The organism is Rhodopila sp., from assembly GCF_965277165.1.
In the GTDB taxonomy this organism is placed as follows: domain Bacteria; phylum Pseudomonadota; class Alphaproteobacteria; order Acetobacterales; family Acetobacteraceae; genus Rhodopila.
In genome coordinates this window covers 847,356-866,103 of sequence record NZ_CBDICE010000006.1, presented here as the reverse complement: position 1 = coordinate 866,103, position 18,748 = coordinate 847,356, and the positions used below count along the sequence as shown (strand labels likewise).

Genomic DNA, 18,748 nt, shown 5'->3' with positions numbered 1-18,748 from the left:
CCCACTGTCGAGATCATGAGCGACCTGTTCGCGCCTGACGGCGGCTGGCGCGTGCGTATCCTGGACCTGTCCGGCGGCGCGCAAGACAACATCACCGAGGAAGTCGGCGGCTTCGACACCCTGATGCATGCCAATGCGTTCGCCCGCCGTTATGTTCGCGATTCGGTCGAACGCTGCCGGGTTCCCGGCATGTCATCCAAGGACTTGCTGGAAGCCTGGTTTGCCTTCGGTGAAGACGCGGTCGTGATTAATGCCGACGAGGGCGGCTGGAAAAGTGCAACCGAGCTCGGTGACTTCGTTGACAGTCGGTCCAGTCAGGAAGATCGCGATTGGCGTTCCCTCGACCCGCGCCGCGACGACATCGATCCGGATTTCGACGAGGATGATGCGTGATTCGCGTCCGCTTTGCAGTAGCTCCGGTCGGCAATCTGTCGATCAGCAGCGCCCGCATCGCTCTGGCCAACGACCTGCTCGGCCGTCGCGGCAACGGCCAGATGTTGCTGCGGCTGGACGATCTGGATGCGGAACGCTCGCGTCCCGCCCAGGTCGACCAGATCATTCGGGACCTGCGCTGGCTGGGCATCGATTGGCATTGCTCGTTTCGCCAATCCGAACGAATGGCAGTCTATCAGCCCGCCATTGACCGCCTGATCGGCGACAAACTGCTCTACCCGTGTTTTGAATCCGAGCAGGAACTCATGGCCAAGCGGGAGTTTCGCCGCAAGCGGAACCAGCCGCCGATTTACGACCGGGCGATGCTTTCGCTGACGGCAAAGCAGCGTCAGGACGCCGAGGCCGGCGGCAAGCGGCCGCACTGGCGGCTCAAGCTGTCAGGCCGAACGCTGCAATGGAACGATCTGATCCTTGGCCCGCGGCAGGCGGCATTGTCCGCGGTCTCGGACCCCGTGCTGGTGCGCCCCGACGGCCATCCGACGCCGATCCTCGCCAGTGTGGTCGATGACCTTGATTTTGCCACCACCGACATTATCCGCGGCGACGATAGCACGGGAAACACGGCCATCCAGATTGAGTTGTTCGAAGTCCTGGGCGGGACGAGAAAACCGCGCTTCGGCCATGTTCCCGCTCTCAGCGATGAGCCGAAGGCCGGGCGGCGCCGAACTGGCAACGCCCCGCTGCGCGGCCTGCGCCACGACGGCATCGAACCCGTGGTCCTCGCTGCTTGGTTGTGCGGCAAGGGGGCGCCATACGGCGACCCCCTGACGCTCGATGAATTGGCGAGGCGGCTGCAACCGGCAGACTTCGCGGCCTCGCGCTTCGATGCGGCCGCGCTGCTGCGAATCAACCGCTGCGTCCTCGGGAAACTGGATTTCACTGCCGTTGCCGATCGCCTACCGCCTGGCGCCACTGAGGATTTCTGGTTGGCTATCCGAGGCAGCCTAGACCTGTTGGATGAGGCACGTGTCTGGTGGAATGTGGTCAGTGGCATCATCGTGCCGCCCGGGATCGAGGGCGCCCGCGACCTTTTGCTGACCGCCGGGACGCTGCTGCCACCGGAACCCTGGGAAAGCGCGGTCTGGGACACTTGGATCGCCGCTTTGCGACGCCATACCGGCCGCCCGGAGAATGCCTTGCTTCCTCCGTTGCGGCTGGCATTGACCGGCGACGACACTGGCCCCGATCTCGCCTACCTGCTGCCGCTGATCGGCCGGTCGCGCGCCCTAAGCCGGCTTGCGATAGCAGCGGCCTGAGCAGTTAGTCTGGCCGCCCCGCGATACTCGATTCGCAGCGAACGTACGCTGAAATTTCACCAACATTACGTATTGGCGAAGGCGGCTGAGGTTTGCGCAGGGGCGGCAGTTGCTCAGCTTCAGTCGCTCTATTAGCAGACCGGGGGGAAACGGGCCACGCCCAAGCGATACCGCGCTTTCCTCGAATCTACTGTCCCCCAATGGATTTCTCCTAAACGGCAAAGCTTTCATCGCCATGCCTTGGAAGAGCCGCCCCCCGCCGACGCCCTGGCCGAACCGCACCCCCCATGACAAGCTTCCCCTCGGACCAATCAACAGGGGAAACCAAAATGACCACCATGGGCAGCGGCGATTTCACCTACGAACCGGTCGACGACTGGGCCAAACTTCCCCCCGGCTGGTCGTTCAAGGAAATCGGCGGCATCGGGGTCGATAGCCACGACAACGTCTACGTCTTCAACCGCGGCGAACACCCGATGATCGTGCTCGACCGCGACGGCAACTTCCTGCGCTCGTGGGGCGAGGGCATCTTCCCCCGCGCCCACGGCGTCTTCGTCGCCCCCGACGAAACCCTGTGGCTCACCGACGACGCCGACCACACCGTCCGCCAGTGCACCACCGAAGGCAAGATCCTGCTCACCCTCGGCACGCCGGGAAAACCCGCCCCTTACATGAGCGGCGATCCATTCCACCGCTGCACCCACACCGCGATGTCGCCGCAAGGCGATCTCTACGTCTCCGACGGCTACGGCAACGCCCGCGTCCACAAATACGCTCCCGACGGCAGGCCACTGCTGTCATGGGGCGGCCCAGGCACCGATCCGGGCGAGTTCAACATCCCGCACAACATCACCTGCGACGCCGACGGCTGGGTCTACGTCGCCGACCGCGAGAACCACCGCGTCCAGGTGTTCGACGCCGACGGCAAGTACGAAACCCAGTGGAACAACCTGCACCGCCCCAGCGGATTGTTCATGCCGCCCGGCAAATGCCCAGTCTGTTACGTCGGAGAAATAGGTCCGGTCGCCGCGGTGAACCGCAACGTTCCCAATCTCGGCCCCCGGGTCTCCATCCTCGATCACACCGGCAAACGCCTCTCCAGGATCGGAGGCATCGGCCCGGGACTCGGACCCGATCAATTCCTGTCCCCGCACGGCCTATGCGTCGACCGCCACGGCGACATCTACGTCGGTGAGGTATCCTGGACCAATTGGCCACAGACCTTCCCCAACCAGCCAAGACCCGACAACCTGCGAAGCCTGAGGAAATTCCGCAAAACCACATAGCCAGATCGGCCCCAGCCGCTACCCGCCCCGCGCCTCGGCGACCGCCTTCTGCAGCTCCGCGAGGTTCACCGCCCCCGGCACCAGGTTGTCGCCGATCACCAGCGCCGGAGTCCCCTGAATCCCCAACCGATGCGCCAGCGCCAGGTTGGCATCGATCCGCGCCTGCACCGACGGTGCATCCATGTCGCGCACCATCCTCGGCCAATCCAGCCCCAGTCCGCGCGCCGTCGTCTCGAGCTGACCGATCGTCGTGTCGGGCGGCAACTGCATCACCGCCTCGCGCATTTTGTCATAGGCGCCCTGCTGCTGAGCCGCCAACAGCGCCTTGGTTCCCAGCACGCTGGCCGGCCCAAGAATCGGCAGATCCTTGTACACCAGGCGAACCCGGTGATCGGCTGCCAGCAGTTTATCCATAACTGGCTCCAGCCTGCGGCAATACGGGCAGCGAGTGTCGAAGAACTCGACGATCGTCACGTCGCCGTGCGGGTCACCCGCCACCGGGTCGGCCGGCGTGACCAACTGGTTCTGGCTCTGCGCGATCGCCACGCGTGAGGCCTGCTGGCCGCGCTCGCCCTCGTCCGCCTGCAGCGCCACCACCGCATCACGCAGGATCGAGGGGTCCTGCTTCAGCGCCTGGCGCACGATCGACACGATCTCCGCCCGCTGCGCCGGCGTGAACTCCGCCGCCCTGGACGCGCTCACGCAGAACATCGACGACAGCACCACACCGCCAAGCGTCACGACGCCAAGCGCCACACCGCCAAGCCTTGGGCCTCGAAGCCTATGACCAAATGACGGTCGCGCGGAAAGCAACAGGCGGATCATGGCAGGTTCCTCGACCGGACGGCGGTGTCCTCGCGTTAAGCCTCGGAACCAGCCGCGACGCAAGTCAAACCGCCCAACCCCCGCCCAGCCGTGTGGTTGCCGCTGATGCCGAAGCCGTCTATGGCAACCTCGCTTGAGATTACAACGCGGTCCCCTGGATCGGCGATTCCACGATTGAAAACCCGATGGCTGGCGAGACCGACAAGATGAATAAAATGCGTCGCGGCACAATAATGGATACACCGCAGTCCCCGACGCCGCAGTCTGCCACCTTGTCGGCAGCAACCTGGCCGGCCGCCACGCCTCCAACCGAATCGACCCGCCGCCTGGGGCGCATCGGTCCAGCCGGAGTCTGCCTCGCCCTGCTGACCCTGTTGCCCGGCTGTTCCACTCTCAACAGTGTCACCAGCAGCGTGCTGGGTAACAACGGCCCGCCCCCGGGCCAGCCCGGCTACGTCGCCGGCTTCCTTGGCGGCGTCGTCGCCGATGAGCCGCGCGCCGTGCTCGCTGGGCGTGAGATGCTGTCCGCCGGCGGCACCGCCGCCGATGCCGCGGTCGCCGTCGGCCTGACCCTGGCGGTTACCTACCCCTCGCGCGCCGGCCTGGGCGGCGGGGGCGCCTGCATCGCCTACGGACCAGACCCCAAATCCACCGCCCGCGGCCTGCCCGAGGCGGTGATGTTCACACCCGCCGCCCCCGCCAGCCCCGGCGCCGACGCCGATCGCCCTGCCGCGGTGCCGCTGATGGTGCGCGGCCTGTTCCTGCTGCAAGCGCGCTACGGCAATCAGTCGTTCGACTCGATGGTAACACAGGCCGAGCAACTCGCCCGCGCCGGCGTGCCGGTATCGCGCGCCCTGGCCAAGGACCTCGCCGTAGTGTCCGGCCCGCTGCTGGCCGACCCAAACGCCCGCGCGGTGTTCAGCCACGACGGCCAGGTGCTGACCGAGGGACAGTTGCTGCAGCAGCCCGACCTCGCCTCCACCCTGGCGCAGATCCGCACCGCCGGGGTTGGCGACATGTATCAGGGCAACCTGGCGCATCGCATCGAGGTCGCCTCGGCCCAGATCGGCGGCCCGCTGCAGTTCTCCGACCTGCGCGGCGCGCTGCCCAAGCTCGCGCACCCGCTGGTGCGCAATTACCGCAACGACAAGGTCGCTTTCCTGCCGCCGCCTGCCGACGGCGGATTGGGCGCCGAGGCCGCGTTCGACGTTCTCGCCCGCAAACCGAACGACACCACCGCCGCGATGGCCCGAGCCCTCGCCGTGGTGGCGCGCTTCCGCGCCGGCGGCATCACCGCCGAGGCGGCGCTCGCCACGCATGACCTGCCCAGCCCCGAACCGACCCTGTTCCCCGCTTCCACCAGCTTCGTCACCTTGGATCGGTATGGCGATTCGGTGGCCTGCGCGCTGACCATGAACAACCTGTTCGGCACCGGGCGCATCATGCCCGGCCTCGGCTTCTTGGCCGCCGCCTCGCCCGCCGCCGTGCCGCCGCCGCTGCTATCGGCCGGACTGGTGTGGAACGACAACATCAAGGCGTTCCGAGCCGCCGCCGCCGGGTCGGGTCAGGCGGGGGCTCCGCTCGCGGTCGCCGACGCGCTGATCAACACGCTAAGAACCGATCGTCCGATGTCGGTGCCGGTCCCCGATCCGGGACGCGCCAACGTCATCGCCTGTGGACAGTATTTGCCAGGGGAGAACGGCCGATGCGGCTGGGCCAACGATCCACGACAATACGGCCTGGCGCTGGGCGCCAACTGACTCAACCACCGACTTGCGCCGGGCGCCAACCGTCCCGACGCGGCAGCGCAATGCTGATCGCCGCTCTCGCCACCGCCGCTCTCGCCACCGCCGCTCTCGCCACCGCCGCACTGCCGGCCCTCGCAAACGTGCAGGAGGCGGCTGAACCGACAACCGTCGGACCGGGCCGCATCGTCTGCAACGCCGCATTCTGTGAAATGGGCAGCGGCGCGCGCCCAAAACAGCGTGTCCGCGTCATTGTCTCCAACTTGCAACCCGATGAGATCCATCGCTTAGGCAAATGCACCGGCGTGGCGAAGCCCTGCATCGTCACCATCCAGGGCACCCAGCAAGGCGACGCCCTGAAGATCATGGCCACCGCCATAAGCTGGCAGATCGACCAAGGCCAAGGCGACCAGCGATAGCACCGCGAACGCGGATCCCGTGTCATGACCCGGCTCGGCCAGGTCATCCACGACGTGCCGCCTCAATCCCCGGTGGCTCAACCGCGCCGTGCATGACAAAGTAAATCCGCCGTCACCACGCCGGCCCGAGGAGCTATCCGATGACACTGAAAATCGGCAGCGGCGCCACCGCGCCACCCTTCATGGTGATGGACGTGATCGCCGCGGCCAACGACCGCCAGGCCGCGCTGCCCCCCGGCGCCCCCCACATCATCCGCATGGAGGTCGGCCAGCCCGGCACCGGCGCCCCCGCCGGCGCCGTCGCCGCCGCCCAAGCCGCCCTCCGCTCCGGCCACCCACTCGGCTACACCGAGGCGCTCGGGCTGCGCTCGCTGCGCCAACGCATCGCCGCCCACGCCGCGTCCTGGTATGGCCTGGACCTGCCGATAGAGCGCATCGCCGTCACCTTCGGCGCCTCCGGCGCCTTCCCGCTGGCGTTCCTTGCCGCCTTCGATGTCGGCGACCGCATTGCCCTGACGGCGCCATTCTACCCGCCCTACGTCAACATCCTGACCGCCCTCGGCATGAGCCCGGTGATCCTGCCCGCCGGCCCCGAAACCCGCTTCCAGCCCAGCCTGGCGATGCTGCAGCAACTGCACCCGCCACCCGACGGCTTGATCGTCGCCAGCCCGGCCAACCCCGCAGGCACCATGCTGCACCCCGACGAACTCGCCGCCATCGCGCGCTGGTGCCACCATAACGGCATCCGCCTGATCAGCGACGAGATCTATCACGGCCTGAACTACGACAGCCCGATCGCCTCGGCCGCCCAATACAGCGATAGCGCCATGGTGGTGAACAGCTTCTCGAAATACTTCTCGATGACCGGCTGGCGCATCGGCTGGATGGTGCTGCCGCTCGACCTGGCCCGCCCGGTCGAGCGCCTGGCGCAGAACCTGTTCATCAGCGCCCCCTATATCTCCCAAATCGCCGCCGAAGCCGCCTTCGACTGCCACGACGAACTCCAGGCCAACGTCGCCCGCTACCGTCGCTCCCGTGATCACCTGCTGGCGGCGCTGCCGGCCGCCGGCTTCACCCGCCTGTCACCGGCCGAGGGCGCGTTCTACCTGTTCGCCGACATCGCCGACCGTTCCAACGACAGCGCCGGATTCTGCGCCCGCATGCTGGCCGAAGCCGGCGTCGCCGCCAGCCCCGGCCTCGATTTCGACCACGCCCGCGGCAACCGGTTCGTTCGCTTCAGCTATTGCGGCCTCGAATCCGATATCCGCGCCGCCGCCGAACGTCTCGGGACCTGGCGCTAGCCCGGAGCGGACCAGAGATCATATGTTGTCTTAGATGCCGCGAACGTAGGTGCCTTTGAAAAAGCCGAGCGCCCGGTCATGCGCGTCGAACACCATCTCCTGGGTCTCGTGAGAATACGCACGCACGAGCAGCACGGTCACGCTGCCAGGCTCGGGCATAGCGCCGCACCGCATCGTAGCCGCCTGCGTAACCAAGACCGCGCAACGCCTCGAAGACCCGGATCAGCGTCAAACGTTCGCGCACCGGCTTGGCCTCGTTCGACGCCAAGATCCCATCCAGCGTGTCCTGCCAGGGACCGATCCGCGGCAGCGGCTGCTCGCTACACTCGTACTGGATTTCCGTCGCCGCAGATCGCAGAACCTTGCGCACCACCTTCCGCGAAACTCTCAACTCGCGGCAGATCGCCTTGATGGTCTTCTGCTGCACCATCGTGAACCCAACCGCCGGAGGCAATCCCTTTTTCCACGCCGAAATCCATCGGCAAAAATCGACGCAGCGTCCGGCGCCGCAGATTGAGGCAATCGTCAGGATATCCAGAAAGTTGTGCCGACGGGCATTACCGTTTCGCGAATCCGGCAGCTCAGCCACACGCCGAGGCCATACAAATCCTCGAGATATAGGGAGGATAAATAAGAATCTATCCATTCGAGCCGTGTCCATCGCTGGCTGGAAATCCTTATGCGATTCGCCTGTGGCACGGGGGGTGAATGCGTTGGGCTACACCGGGTCGCGGTGCGGTGGATGGGCGGCGAGCCTAACCGCGGCAGCAGGGTGGGTAGCGGGCAGGCGGGGGCCGCGGCCGAACAGTTTCTCTCGGAACGTGCCGGGGGCGTAGTCGTGTTTAAACAGGCCGCGCGATTGCAGTTCGGGTACCACCAGGTTGGCTATATCGGCGAAGCTGGCGGGGGTCAGCGTGTAGGCCAGGTTGAAGCCGTCGATATCGGTTTCCTCGACCCAGGCGCGGAGGTCCTCGGCGACTTCGGCGGCGGAGCCGATTAGCACCGGGCTGCGGCCGCCGATGGCGGCGTGGCGGGCGATCTCGCGCACCGTCCATTGGCGATCGGGATCGGCGGTGGTGAAGGCCTCCAGCGCCGAGGTCTGGGCGTTGGATTGGCCGTTGAAGCGTACCACCTCGTCGGGGGCGAGTTGGGAAAAGTCGAGGCCGGTCCAGCCCGACATCAGGGCCAGCGCGCCTTCCTCGGACACGTAGCCGAGGTAGTCCTGGTATTTGTCCCGAGCCGTCTTGGAGGTGGTGTCGGTGATGATGGTGAGCATGGTGAAGATGATCAGATCGTGCGGGTCTCGGCCGGCTGCGGCGGCGCGGCGGCGCAGGTCGGAGACGGTGTTGCCGATGACAGTTTTCGACGGGCCGTTGATGAACACGCACTCGGCGTGGCGGGCGGCGAAATCGCGGCCGCGTTTGGAGGCGCCGGCCTGGAACAGCACCGGGGTGCGCTGCGGCGAGGGCTCGCAGAGGTGGATGGCGTCGACCTTGAAGTGCGGGCCTTCGTGCAGGATGCGGTGGATCTTGTCAGGGTCGGCGAAGCGGCGGCCGGCGCGGTCGCGCAGCACGGCGCCGTCTTCCCAGCTTGCCTCCCATAGTTTGTAGGTGGCCTGCATGTAGTCCTCGGCCAGGTCGTAGCGGTCGTCGTGGGCGACCTGCTTGGGCATGCCCATGCCTCTGGCGGCGCTGTCGAGGTAGCCGGTGACGATGTTCCAGCCAACGCGGCCATTGGTCAGGTGATCCAGCGTGCTCATGCGGCGGGCGAACGGGTACGGCAGTTCGTAGGACAGCGCGCAGGTGATGCCGAAGCCGAGGTTTTCGGTGACCAGTGCCATGGCGGGGACGACCATCAGTGGGTCGTTGACCGGGACCTGGACGGCGTGTTGCAGAACGGTGCGGGCGGACCCTTGGTAGACGTCGTAGACGCCTAGTACGTCGGCGAGGAACAGGGCGTCGAACTTGCCACGTTCCAGGGTGCGGGCGAGGTCGGTCCAGTAGTGCAAGGTGTTGTAGGTGTCGGCGCGGTCGTCGGGATGGGTCCACAGGCCCGGAGATTGGTGGCCGATGCAGTTCATGTCGAAGGCGTTGAGGCGGATTTGCCTGGACATCGGTTTTGCTGGAATCGGTGTCGGGGGCATCTGGCGTGCGGCCGTCAGTGGGTGGTTCGGCGGGGGAACTGCATGGCGATGACCTCAAGGCCGCTGGGGCCGGCGCCGGCCTGGAACGGAGCGTCGTTGGGGAACACGAAGGCGCAGGACAGCGGCGGCAGGGTCTCGCCTTGGCGGGTCAGGCTGCCCTTGGTGATGACCCAGTATTGGCCTCCTCCGTCGGCCGGGTCGGGGCCGCTGATAGGGGCACCTGGGTCCAGGCGATAGCGCCAGGCGGTCATGCCGTCGGGGTCGGGGCCGAGCAGGGTTTCGCCGGGGGCGGAGGCGGCTTGCAGTGGGCCGGCGACGGATTCGCGGTGGCTGCGGCCGGGAACGGCGCGCAGGGCGACGCGGTTTTCCGGCATGGTCATGAACCGGGCGCCGGGGTCGAAGCCGTTGCGCAGGGTGAAGTACCACACGCCTTCATCCTGGCTGGCTCTGATTGGGCCGTAGGCGGTGTGGGCGCCAGTGAAGTGGACGGTGACCGGGCGGACGTCGTGAAGGCCGAGGCTGGCGTGGCCGCGGACCACGAGTTGGAACTGGTCCTGCTGGTGGTAGTGCGCGCTGGCGGTGGTGCCGGGGTCCTGTTCAACAAGGAAGGCCATCGGGAACAGCGCGTCGGGGGCCGGGTCGGGGGTGCCTGGCGCCATGTTGTAGCGGGTGGTGCCGAGGTACAGCGTATGCCAGAAGCAGACGCCGTCGGCGGCGGAGCCTCGGCGGCGGTTCACGCGGGCGGCTTCGGCGGAGGCGGTCAGCGGCATCGGGTGGGTTTTCCTGTCGGCTGGGTTAATGGCGTGGTCGTTGCCGATCAGTTTACGCGGTTTGAGCGGCGGAGCAACGCAGGCGCGCCGCGGCGCGGTCCCAGACGCCGGCGAGCGTGCTGGGGGACTGAGGTGGGGGCGCCATGGACGGCTCGCCGGCCACCGCCGCCTCGATGGCGGACCGCACCGACGGGTTGGTCACCGGCGACGTCGCGGGGACCATTGTAGATGGCGGCTTTCATCCGGGATGCTCTCCTCCGAGTTGGCGGAATTGACAATTACCGGGATTGGCGATTGATGATCTGGGCGCCCCAGCGCGCCGGTGCTCCGCCGGCTGCTGAGAGCGTCGACCTAATAATCTGTAAAAGTCTGGACTTGATCTGACGGTCAGGTCTCCGCCGTGGTGGGTGTCCGACGGATATCGAGTGTTGTTGCTCACGCTGCCCGCAGTCCACGACTTCGCCGACCAACCCGGCACGTCCCCGGAACCCACCGCGCCACGGCCCCAACCACCAAACGCGCAAAACCGACTTGATCGAACAACCCGCAGGACGCATAGAACTTCCGGTTGAAGCGAGCGGAATCCATGAAACCAACATCGAGAATGCTGCTGATCGGCGCCTGTCTCGGCTCCCTGGCCATCACCGTGCCCGCCGGCGCCCAGCCCAACGACAGCAATGTTTCCTTCGATGCCGGCGGCCTGATGCCAAAGAAACCGGCGCCGCGCCTGCCCGACATCGCCGCCCAGCCCTTGGCCTGGCCGCGGCTGGACCCCGGCGCCGTGGTCTGTCGCACCGAAGCCGACCTCGACAAACTCGGCGCCCGCCGCCACGGCCAGCACGTCGACGGACCGATCGACTGCCAGATCGTTCGCGCCGCTACCGCCATCTCCATCGTCCAGCGCAGCGGCCCCGGACGCACCGAGGTCAAAGCCTCCGATCCCAAGGCCGATTGGTCCGGCTGGACCGACGCTTGGCTGCCGGAAAAAGGCGCCGTCGGCGCCACATCGGTGTCGCGCTAATCAGCCCAAACCCCACGACGGCCGAATCGGAGAACCGAAACGTCCTGGTGGTGGACGCCTGTCTGGCGCATGTCACCGGGACGGCAGACGGCAGACGGCGGTGGCGATGCTGGAAGCTCTGCATGAGGCAGGCCATAGGTCGGTCAGCGTCGACATGGCCAACGACGCCGCCAGCTTTGCCGCCAACAGCCGCACCGCCGGACATTTATTTGGCGCCAATCCGCATGCACTGAAGCAGACCGACGGCCACATCGCACTGTTGCTGGCCGCTGGGAAGTGATCGGCTTGCCGGGTCAGTCGGCAGAGTCGGATCGCAGTATTGTGGTGCCGTTTGCAGCAACGACTTCAGGCTGCATAGTATTGCCGGCCAACCGTTCGACACAAAGGCGATGAATTTCGAATTTGGCCGGTCGATCTCGTGGATCACTGCCAGCTTGGCCGCATCGCCGCTCGGGTCGCGCTCGAAGGTTGCGTGTGAGAAACCCTCATCGCGAAGTTCAGGGCGGAATTTGTTGCGCCATTTCAACGCCAGGCGGTTCGGCGGATCGATTTCCAGCACCTCGCCGTTGGCCACTCGGCCGTCGGGAAACATCGGTTTCCAAGGGTCGCTCTTGGCCCAGACGCAGGCCTGCCAGCATCCGAACCAGTATTTGCGGGTGAACTTGGGATCGGTCAGGGCCTGACTAAGGGCGTCTCGGGCGGTCGGGAGGTAGGTCACGTAAACAAATCGGGAGGTAGGTCACGTAGACAAAGCGGTCATTGGTCATCGGCTTTTCTTTCCAGGTCGCTTTTGAGGTCAGCGAGAGCGTCCAGGTGAGCGCGTCGGTATTTGCCGATCAAGCGTTCGCCGACGTCATGGATCGGCACCGGGTAGAGGTAATGCAGCTTTTGCCAACGGCGCTTCAGGGTTGCGATCAGATTGGCCGCCAGCAGGACGTTGAGGTACTTGGTCGCCGCCTGGCGGGTCATGCAATGACCTTCGCAAAGCTGGGTGAGGGTCTGGCCATCATGCGCATGCAACCTGTCGAGGATCCGGCGTCGGTGCGGAACGGCCAAGGCTCGGAACACCGCGTCCATGCTCATGCGGTAAATATGCAACCTAATTGTTGCCCTTTTAAGCGGCAGGCCGATCGGCTTGCGATCCGACGGCGGCAGGCCGATGATCCTGGGCGACGTTCCAACGGGAAAGGCTTCAGGCATGAGCGCGCTGCGCGGCAACAACGGTCCCCGCTATCGTCACGTGGTGGACGAGGCGGCGCCGTTTGAAACCATCACCATCGACAAGTTAACGCCGATCATTGGCGCGGTGATCGGCGGAGTTGATCTATCCGGGCCGCCACCAAATCATCAGATGGACGAGATTCACCGGGCGCTGGCCGAAAACAGCGTGATCTTTTTCCGTGACCAGCATCTGACCCAGGAACAGCACCTGTCGTTCGGCCGGAATTTCGGCAGCCTGCATCTGCATCCCGCCGCGCCTCATGCCGCGGGACATCCAGAACTGATGATCATCCATGCCGACAAGGACAGCCCTCGGGCCAACGGGGAAGGCTGGCACAGCGACGTTTCCTGCGATCCGGAACCGCCGATGGGGAGTATCCTTTATATCAAGCAGTGTCCGCCGCACGGTGGGGATACGCTGTTCGCCAGCATGTACGCCGCCTATGAAGCGTTATCGGGGCCGATGAAGCAGTATCTCGACGGCATGGCGGCGGTGCATGATGGCGAGGAGGCCTATCGCGGCACCTACAAGAACGCCGGGATTACCGATAAGCCGACCTATCCCAGGGCGGAACATCCGGTGATCCGGACGCACCCGGTTACCGGGCGGAAGGCGCTGTATGTCAATCGCGGCTTCACCAAGCGGCTGGTGGGCGTGCCGCGTGACGAGGGCGCGGCGATCCTGTCCTATCTATACAATCATGCCGAAAACCCGCTGTTTCAGTGTCGGTTCCGCTGGCAGGAGAACTCGGTGGCATTCTGGGACAACCGCTGTGTGCAACACAGAGCGATGTGGGATTACTGGCCGCACACGCGGTCGGGGTTCCGCGTGACAGTGGCGGGCGACAAGCCGGTTTGAGGCCGGCGCCGTCCATGCGTTCGGGATCGGGTGGGTCCTGATGCGGCGCCGTTCGGCAAAGGACGTGCAGAGCGCGTTGCCCGCGCAAGGGTCAATTCCGGCGATCACCGCCGAGGCGGCTCGGATCGGGTTCCTGTCTTGGTTGCAGCAGGAGCGGCACGCCGCGGCCAATACGGTTGAAGCCTATGGTCATGCGCTGGCGGGTTTCCTTGGCTTTCTGACCGGGCATCTGGGCGGAGAGGCTAATTTGGTTGAGCTGGCCGGTCTGCGGGCAGCCGATATCCGGGCTTGGCTGGCAACGCTCGCGAACGATGGCTTGGCGACCTCGTCACGGGCCCAGCATTTGTCGGCGTTGCGCAGTTTTGTCCGCTATCTGACGCGCCGGTTCGGGGTCGAGGTCACCGCCGTGCGCCTGGTCTCCACCGCCCGGGGGCGCCCTGCCCTGCCGCGAGCGCTGAGCATCCCGCAAGCTCGGGACGTACTAGCTCATGTGGGGGAGGTGTCTGACGCGCCGGCCATGCAGGCGCGCGATATCGGCTTGTTCTCGCTGCTGTATGGCAGCGGGCTGCGCATCGGCGAGGCGCTGGGACTGAATGTGGCCGATGCGGTCGCGTTGCGTGCCAGCCTGTCGGTCACCGTGACCGGCAAGGGGGCAAAAACCCGGATCGTGCCGGTGTTGGCGGTAGTACGGGCGGCGATCGAGGACTGGCTGAGCCTGCATCCGGACCGAAGCCCGGACAGCCCGCTGTTCGTGGGTGCGCGCGGCAAACGGCTCGACCCTGCGATGGCGCAGAGGGTGCTGCGGACATATCGCCAGCGCGCCGGACTGCCGGAGCACGCGACGCCGCACGCGCTTCGGCACTCGTTCGCGACGCATCTGCTGGCCGGCGGCAGCGACCTGCGCTCGATCCAGGATCTGCTGGGCCATGCCAGCCTGTCCACCACGCAGCGCTATATCGCGGTGGACAATACCGCGCTGCTTGCGGTTTGGCACAAAACGCATCCACGCGGATAGGGTGGGCGCGGACGCCGCGGGGCGTAGTACTGGAGGCCTGGAGGGTCGGCCGGCTGATTGCGCCGCCGGCCAATGTCCGCGACGGCGGCTAGCGGTTCATCATTACCGGCAGCTTGGAATGCTCCAGCACATGCCGGGTCACACCACCGAGAATGAGTTGTCGCAGCCGGGAATGCGAATACGCCCCCATCGACAGCAGGTCGCAGCCAAACTCGGCGGCGGCGCCAAGCAACCCTGCTCCGACCGAGCCGCCAGCGGCACGGAAGGTGACGATATCGGCGTGCACCTGGTGCAGCCCGAGATAAGCAGCGAGGTCAGGCGCACCCGGTCCGCGCCGCTGGTAACCGTCCGCCGACAGGATAGCGACACCTTCGGCGCGCTGCATCCACGGCAACGCCGCCTGTACCGAGGACGCGGATTCGGCGGTGCCGTTCCAGGCGAGGCAGACCCTGGCGCCGATTTTGGGTGGCGCGATCTGGGGGGCGATCAGCACCGCGCGGCCGGAATCGAACAGCACCGCATGCAGCGCATCGGACGAGGAGACGTCCTCTCCGGCGTCCGGATGCGGCACCACGGTCAGGTCGGCGAGACGGGCCTGTTGGGCGACGATGTCTTCCTCGCGCCCGGTCACCGCGGCGAAGCTGGCGGTGGCATGATCGGAGCCTGGGTGAGCTTCCTGCACGATCACGTCATGGCTGGCGACGAAACGGTCAAACATCGAGCGGACGGCGTGGGCACGATCGTTACTCTCCTTTTCGGTGGCCGACATCATTTCCTCGATCATCGCACCGGACAGGCCTTCACCGGCCAGCGGCGCGACATCGCGGCTGTCGACGCGGACGTGCAAAGCGGTGAGATGGGCGTTCCACGCCCGGGCAATCGTCAGGGCGGACGCCAGGGCGGCTTCGCCCGCCGCGGTCCCGGTCAGCGGCAGCAGTAGCTTGCGTATGGCCATGGTCAGCTCCTTCAGTCGAGTGTTGCGGCCAGGGCATGGTCGCGACCAACGGAATTTTGCGTGTGGAACCTTGCCTTTTCCGGCGGAATTCCGCGGCGCAATTTTCCCTCTGCGTGAGCCATGCGATGAAGCAAAAATCAGAGCGTTTTCAGACTGCACAGTCATTCTGGGCACGTCGCGGAGCAAGGCAGGTTTGTGCCGGCGTTGCAAGTGTGTTCGGCATCGCAAAAATCAAGCTTCGGGGAAGCCCCCCCGGGGAGGCTTGGGGCAGGCTTGGGGGAAACTTGGTGGAAGCTTATGGGAAGAGCTTGGTCTGTTCCCAGTCTTGCGCGGCCGATCGTAGATAGACAGTGCGGTCATGCAGCCGGAACGCCATGTCTTGCCAGAACTCGAACCGTTGGGGAACAATCCGGTAGCCCGACCAATAGCGTGGCCGCGGGATTTCGTCGGCGAAGCGCTGCTCGGCCTCGGCGAGGCGGCGTTCCAGGACGGTGCGGTCGGCCAACGGGCGGGACTGCTGCGATGCCCAGGCGCCGAGCCGGGAAATGCGCGCCCTGGTAGCGTAGTAGGCGTCGGCCTCGGCGTCGGTGACGTGTTCCACCGTCCCCTCGATGCGGATCTGCCGGCCCAGCGACTTCCAGTGAAACAGCAGCGCGGCATTCGGGTTGGCTGCGAGCTCGTCGCCCTTGCGGCTTTCCTTGTTGGTGTAGAAGACGAAGCCGCGCTGATCGACGCCCTTGAGCAGCACGGCGCGCAGCGACGGGCGGCCATTTGGCGTGCTAGTGGCGACGGCCATGGCGTTCGGGTCATTCGGTTCGGAATTTTCCGCCTCCGCCATCCAGGTTTGAAATTGGTCGAATGGGGAGATCGCTAAGTTTGGCGGCATGGCGCAATCCTTCTGAGCGAAGCGGTGCTGGTGCCGATAACAGCATGTTCCGGTCACCCGACAAGCGCCCCATCTGACTTTGGGCACCCCCACGGCCTTCCAAGTTGGCCCTTGCAAGTTGGCGGACCAGGGGCAAACAGCATAACCACGGCAGCCTGATCCTGGAGAGCGCCATGAAAGAGACCCTGCACCCCGACCCACACGCGGAAATCCGCGAGGAAGTCCGCAAGCTGTGCAGCCGGTTTCCCGGCGAGTATTGGCGTAGGCTGGACCAGGAGCGCGGCTATCCGACCGAATTCGTGCGCGCGCTGACCGAAGCCGGTTACCTGGGAGCGCTAATCCCGGAACAGTATGGCGGCGCCGGACTGCCGCTTTCAGCCGCCGCGGCAATCCTGGAGACGGTGCAGGCCGAAGGCGGCAATGCCGCCGCCTGCCATGCCCAGATGTATATCATGGGTACCATCCTGCGGCACGGCACCGACGAGCAGAAGCAGAGCTACCTGCCGAAGATTGCCACGGGCGAACTCCGGCTGCAGGCTTTCGGTGTCACCGAACCGACCAGCGGGACCGATACGACCTCATTGCGAACGTTTGCCCGTAGGGACGGCGGTCATTATGTGGTCAACGGCCAGAAGGTGTGGACTAGCCGCGCCGAACACTCCGACCTGATGCTGCTGCTGGCGCGGACGACGCCGAAGGACCAGGCGGGGAAGCGCACCGACGGCCTGTCCACCTTCATCGTGGACATGCGAGCAGCACGTGGCCACGGGCTGACGATCCGGCCGATCCGCACGATGATGAACCACAACACCACCGAGATATTTTTCGACAACATGGTGATCCCGGCGGGCAACCTGGTCGGCGCCGAGGGACGCGGCTTCCGCTACATCCTGGATGGGATGAACGCCGAACGGCTGTTGATCGCGGCGGAGTGCATCGGCGACGCCAAGTGGTTTTTGCGCAAGGCGGCGGACTACGCGCGGGAGCGGCAAGTGTTCGGCCGCCCGATTGGTCAGAACCAGGGCATCCAGTTTCCGCTGGCGCGGGCGTACGCGCAGATGCGGGCGGCCGAACTTATGGTGCAGGCCGGGTGCGAAAAGTTCGAAGCCGGCGAGAGTCCGGGCGAGGAGGCAAATATGGCGAAGCTGTTGGCGGCCGAGGCGTCATGGGCGGCTGGGGAGGCCTGCATCCAGACCCATGGCGGCTTCGGGTTCGCCGAGGAATACGATATCGAACGGAAATTCCGGGAGACCCGGCTGTATCAGGTGGCGCCGATCAGCACGAACCTGATCCTTTCATATCTGGCGGAACATGTTCTGGAGTTGCCGCGGAGTTATTGAGGCGCGGTGGTCCGGGGTGTCGGGCCCATCTTGTTCCTGGGTGCGTTGGATGACCGCGGCGGCACGAGAGCCGGTGGAGATGCGCGTGAAAGAGCAGTGGCAGTATCAGCTCAGGGCCTATTTGACGGACGAGGCGGCCGAGGTGGCGCGGATTGATCGCAACGACTCGACGCTCCACCCCCTCAAAGAGATTTTGGACAAACACCACGCGACACTGGTGAGCCAATTCGACGCCTTCCAAAGCTATGTCGCGGCGGCTGAGAAGGAGGGCCCGGAAAGTTTCCCGCTTTACCAGTGGACGAAGGCGACGATCGAAGACCCGGTCAAGCGCGCGAAGCATAGCCGCAGCTTTGCGCTGCGTGTCTCGGGTAAGGAGGTCTATCCAAGGGAGATCGCGGATAAGCTTGAAGCTGACCTGCAGCGGCTCGTCGGCGGCAGCTTGGTGACGCGGATTTCGAGGCACGACACCAATCCCGCGAACAACCTGCCGATACCGTCGGAATACCGGGCGTAGTCATCTTGTTTGCTCGAACTGACAGGATAGGCCGGTCAGCGCGGCAGCGGTCTGACACGGACAGATGACCATGGGCCCAGTGACATTACGATATTGCATCTTACAGGTGTCTCACCCAGCGCGGAAGATCAGCACCCGAGCCGCTCCGTGTTGACGTTCGGCCAACAGCTCAGAATCCGGCAGCCATGTTTCGCAGTGTCCAAGCTCCGCCACGATCAGCGCTCGCGGCTTGATACAATGGGTGTCTGTCAGATGACTGAGTGCGCGAGCCACAAGGTTTTGGCCATAGGGTGGATCCAAAAAGACGAGGGAAGCGCCGGTGGTCAGGCGGCCAACCTCGGGACCGTCGTAGCCCGTCCTGCCTTTGCAGGCTGCTTGTCGGGCGCCAAAAGCAGAAAGCACATCCCCCGCCACCACCTCCGCTCGCCCCTCCGCCTTGCATGCGGCCACATTGGTCCGCAGGGCGCGCAGCGCGGCGGCATCCTGCTCGATGAAGCAAGCCGTGGCCGCGCCACGCGACAGCGCCTCCAATCCCAGTGCGCCGGTCCCGGCAAACACGTCCAGCACCACGGCCCCCTCGATCAACCGACGCCCGCCCCAGGGCGCGTGCATCAGCATGTCAAATAACGCCTGTCGCACCCGATCGGCGGTGGGTCGGGTTCCCTGGCCCAGCGGCGCGATAAGCTTGCGACCGCGCCAGGCACCAGCGACGATCCGCACTAGACCATTTTCAGCATGA

Annotated in this window: 19 protein-coding genes and 2 pseudogenes; 11 read left to right on the top strand and 10 right to left on the bottom strand. The window is 65.6% G+C overall.

The annotated features are described in order from the left end of the window. Positions 1 to 15 precede the first annotated feature (15 nt). The 3 genes from ACQY4Y_RS15660 (at position 16) to ACQY4Y_RS15650 (ending at position 2,995) form a co-directional block, all read left to right on the top strand. The gene (locus ACQY4Y_RS15660) at positions 16 to 393 is read left to right on the top strand and encodes a hypothetical protein (RefSeq protein WP_428491533.1); all 378 of its coding nucleotides are present in this window, start codon (positions 16 to 18) and stop codon (positions 391 to 393) included. After that, a complete protein-coding gene (locus ACQY4Y_RS15655; protein ID WP_428491532.1) occupies positions 390 to 1,709 on the top strand; it encodes a glutamate--tRNA ligase in 1,320 nt (439 codons plus the stop codon). The genes ACQY4Y_RS15660 and ACQY4Y_RS15655 overlap by 4 nt, the downstream gene beginning before the upstream one ends. A 329-nt stretch (positions 1,710 to 2,038) precedes the next feature. Beyond that, positions 2,039 to 2,995, top strand: a complete 957-nt coding sequence (locus ACQY4Y_RS15650; protein WP_428491531.1) for a peptidyl-alpha-hydroxyglycine alpha-amidating lyase family protein — start codon at positions 2,039 to 2,041, stop codon at positions 2,993 to 2,995. 18 nt (positions 2,996 to 3,013) lie between these two features. Here ACQY4Y_RS15650 and ACQY4Y_RS15645 read toward each other — a convergent pair whose 3' ends face one another. After that, positions 3,014 to 3,820 carry a DsbA family protein gene (locus tag ACQY4Y_RS15645; RefSeq protein WP_428491530.1) on the bottom strand — a complete coding sequence of 269 codons (807 nt, stop codon included), beginning with the start codon at positions 3,818 to 3,820 and terminating at the stop codon, positions 3,014 to 3,016. Between the two features lie 185 nt (positions 3,821 to 4,005). On the opposite strand from ACQY4Y_RS15645, the gene ACQY4Y_RS15640 reads away from it, so the two are divergent. From ACQY4Y_RS15640 to ACQY4Y_RS15630, 3 genes are all read left to right on the top strand, one after another. Then, positions 4,006 to 5,580 carry a gamma-glutamyltransferase gene (locus ACQY4Y_RS15640; protein ID WP_428491529.1) on the top strand — a complete coding sequence of 525 codons (1,575 nt, stop codon included), beginning with the start codon at positions 4,006 to 4,008 and terminating at the stop codon, positions 5,578 to 5,580. A 50-nt stretch (positions 5,581 to 5,630) separates the two neighbouring features. Further along, positions 5,631 to 5,984, top strand: a complete 354-nt coding sequence (locus ACQY4Y_RS15635) for a hypothetical protein (protein ID WP_428491528.1) — start codon at positions 5,631 to 5,633, stop codon at positions 5,982 to 5,984. A gap of 140 nt (positions 5,985 to 6,124) precedes the next feature. After that, complete coding sequence (locus tag ACQY4Y_RS15630) at positions 6,125 to 7,285, top strand: pyridoxal phosphate-dependent aminotransferase (RefSeq protein WP_428491527.1); 1,161 nt, start codon at positions 6,125 to 6,127, stop codon at positions 7,283 to 7,285. A 33-nt stretch (positions 7,286 to 7,318) separates the two neighbouring features. Here the strand turns inward: ACQY4Y_RS15630 and ACQY4Y_RS15625 are convergent. The 4 genes and pseudogenes from ACQY4Y_RS15625 to ACQY4Y_RS15610 all read right to left on the bottom strand — a co-directional run. Then, positions 7,319 to 7,715 (bottom strand): annotated as a pseudogene (locus tag ACQY4Y_RS15625) (IS21 family transposase); the annotation flags it as partial. Positions 7,716 to 8,003: 288 nt separating this feature from the next. Beyond that, on the bottom strand, positions 8,004 to 9,398 hold the full coding sequence (locus ACQY4Y_RS15620; protein ID WP_428491526.1) for an LLM class flavin-dependent oxidoreductase: 1,395 nt from the start codon (positions 9,396 to 9,398) through the stop codon (positions 8,004 to 8,006). Between the two features lie 44 nt (positions 9,399 to 9,442). Next, on the bottom strand, positions 9,443 to 10,198 hold the full coding sequence (locus ACQY4Y_RS15615) for a hypothetical protein (RefSeq protein ID WP_428491525.1): 756 nt from the start codon (positions 10,196 to 10,198) through the stop codon (positions 9,443 to 9,445). 52 nt (positions 10,199 to 10,250) lie between these two features. After that, positions 10,251 to 10,421 (bottom strand): hypothetical protein, encoded by a 171-nt coding sequence (locus tag ACQY4Y_RS15610; RefSeq protein WP_428491524.1) that lies wholly within the window; start codon positions 10,419 to 10,421, stop codon positions 10,251 to 10,253. Between the two features lie 363 nt (positions 10,422 to 10,784). On the opposite strand from ACQY4Y_RS15610, the gene ACQY4Y_RS15605 reads away from it, so the two are divergent. Next, positions 10,785 to 11,219: a hypothetical protein gene (locus tag ACQY4Y_RS15605; RefSeq protein WP_428491523.1), complete on the top strand. Its 435-nt coding sequence runs from the start codon at positions 10,785 to 10,787 to the stop codon at positions 11,217 to 11,219. A gap of 205 nt (positions 11,220 to 11,424) precedes the next feature. Here the strand turns inward: ACQY4Y_RS15605 and ACQY4Y_RS15600 are convergent, their stop codons facing one another. Both ACQY4Y_RS15600 and ACQY4Y_RS15595 read right to left on the bottom strand, forming a co-directional pair. Then, on the bottom strand, positions 11,425 to 11,937 hold the full coding sequence (locus ACQY4Y_RS15600; RefSeq protein ID WP_428491522.1) for an SRPBCC domain-containing protein: 513 nt from the start codon (positions 11,935 to 11,937) through the stop codon (positions 11,425 to 11,427). Between the two features lie 38 nt (positions 11,938 to 11,975). Continuing rightward, on the bottom strand, positions 11,976 to 12,437 hold the full coding sequence (locus ACQY4Y_RS15595; protein ID WP_428491521.1) for a winged helix-turn-helix domain-containing protein: 462 nt from the start codon (positions 12,435 to 12,437) through the stop codon (positions 11,976 to 11,978). Here ACQY4Y_RS15595 and ACQY4Y_RS15590 point away from each other — a divergent pair. Further along, positions 12,418 to 13,299: a TauD/TfdA dioxygenase family protein gene (locus ACQY4Y_RS15590; protein ID WP_428491520.1), complete on the top strand. Its 882-nt coding sequence runs from the start codon at positions 12,418 to 12,420 to the stop codon at positions 13,297 to 13,299. The genes ACQY4Y_RS15595 and ACQY4Y_RS15590 overlap by 20 nt on opposite strands. Positions 13,300 to 13,402: 103 nt before the next feature. Further along, on the top strand, positions 13,403 to 14,314 hold the full coding sequence (locus ACQY4Y_RS15585; protein ID WP_428493649.1) for a tyrosine recombinase XerC: 912 nt from the start codon (positions 13,403 to 13,405) through the stop codon (positions 14,312 to 14,314). 88 nt (positions 14,315 to 14,402) lie between these two features. Here ACQY4Y_RS15585 and ACQY4Y_RS15580 read toward each other — a convergent pair whose 3' ends face one another. Together ACQY4Y_RS15580 and pdxH are read right to left on the bottom strand one after the other, a co-directional pair. Further along, the gene (locus tag ACQY4Y_RS15580; protein ID WP_428491519.1) at positions 14,403 to 15,269 is read right to left on the bottom strand and encodes a universal stress protein; all 867 of its coding nucleotides are present in this window, start codon (positions 15,267 to 15,269) and stop codon (positions 14,403 to 14,405) included. 295 nt (positions 15,270 to 15,564) lie between these two features. Continuing rightward, the gene (pdxH, locus tag ACQY4Y_RS15575; RefSeq protein ID WP_428491518.1) at positions 15,565 to 16,155 is read right to left on the bottom strand and encodes a pyridoxamine 5'-phosphate oxidase; all 591 of its coding nucleotides are present in this window, start codon (positions 16,153 to 16,155) and stop codon (positions 15,565 to 15,567) included. Between the two features lie 173 nt (positions 16,156 to 16,328). Here pdxH and ACQY4Y_RS15570 point away from each other — a divergent pair, with 173 nt between their 5' ends. Then, positions 16,329 to 17,495 (top strand): acyl-CoA dehydrogenase family protein, encoded by a 1,167-nt coding sequence (locus tag ACQY4Y_RS15570; RefSeq protein WP_428491517.1) that lies wholly within the window; start codon positions 16,329 to 16,331, stop codon positions 17,493 to 17,495. Between the two features lie 49 nt (positions 17,496 to 17,544). Then, positions 17,545 to 18,009: a hypothetical protein gene (locus ACQY4Y_RS15565; RefSeq protein ID WP_428491516.1), complete on the top strand. Its 465-nt coding sequence runs from the start codon at positions 17,545 to 17,547 to the stop codon at positions 18,007 to 18,009. Between the two features lie 111 nt (positions 18,010 to 18,120). Here ACQY4Y_RS15565 and rsmD read toward each other — a convergent pair. Next, a pseudogene (rsmD, locus tag ACQY4Y_RS15560) lies at positions 18,121 to 18,735 on the bottom strand (16S rRNA (guanine(966)-N(2))-methyltransferase RsmD); the annotation flags it as partial. Between the last annotated feature and the right edge of the window lie 13 nt (positions 18,736 to 18,748).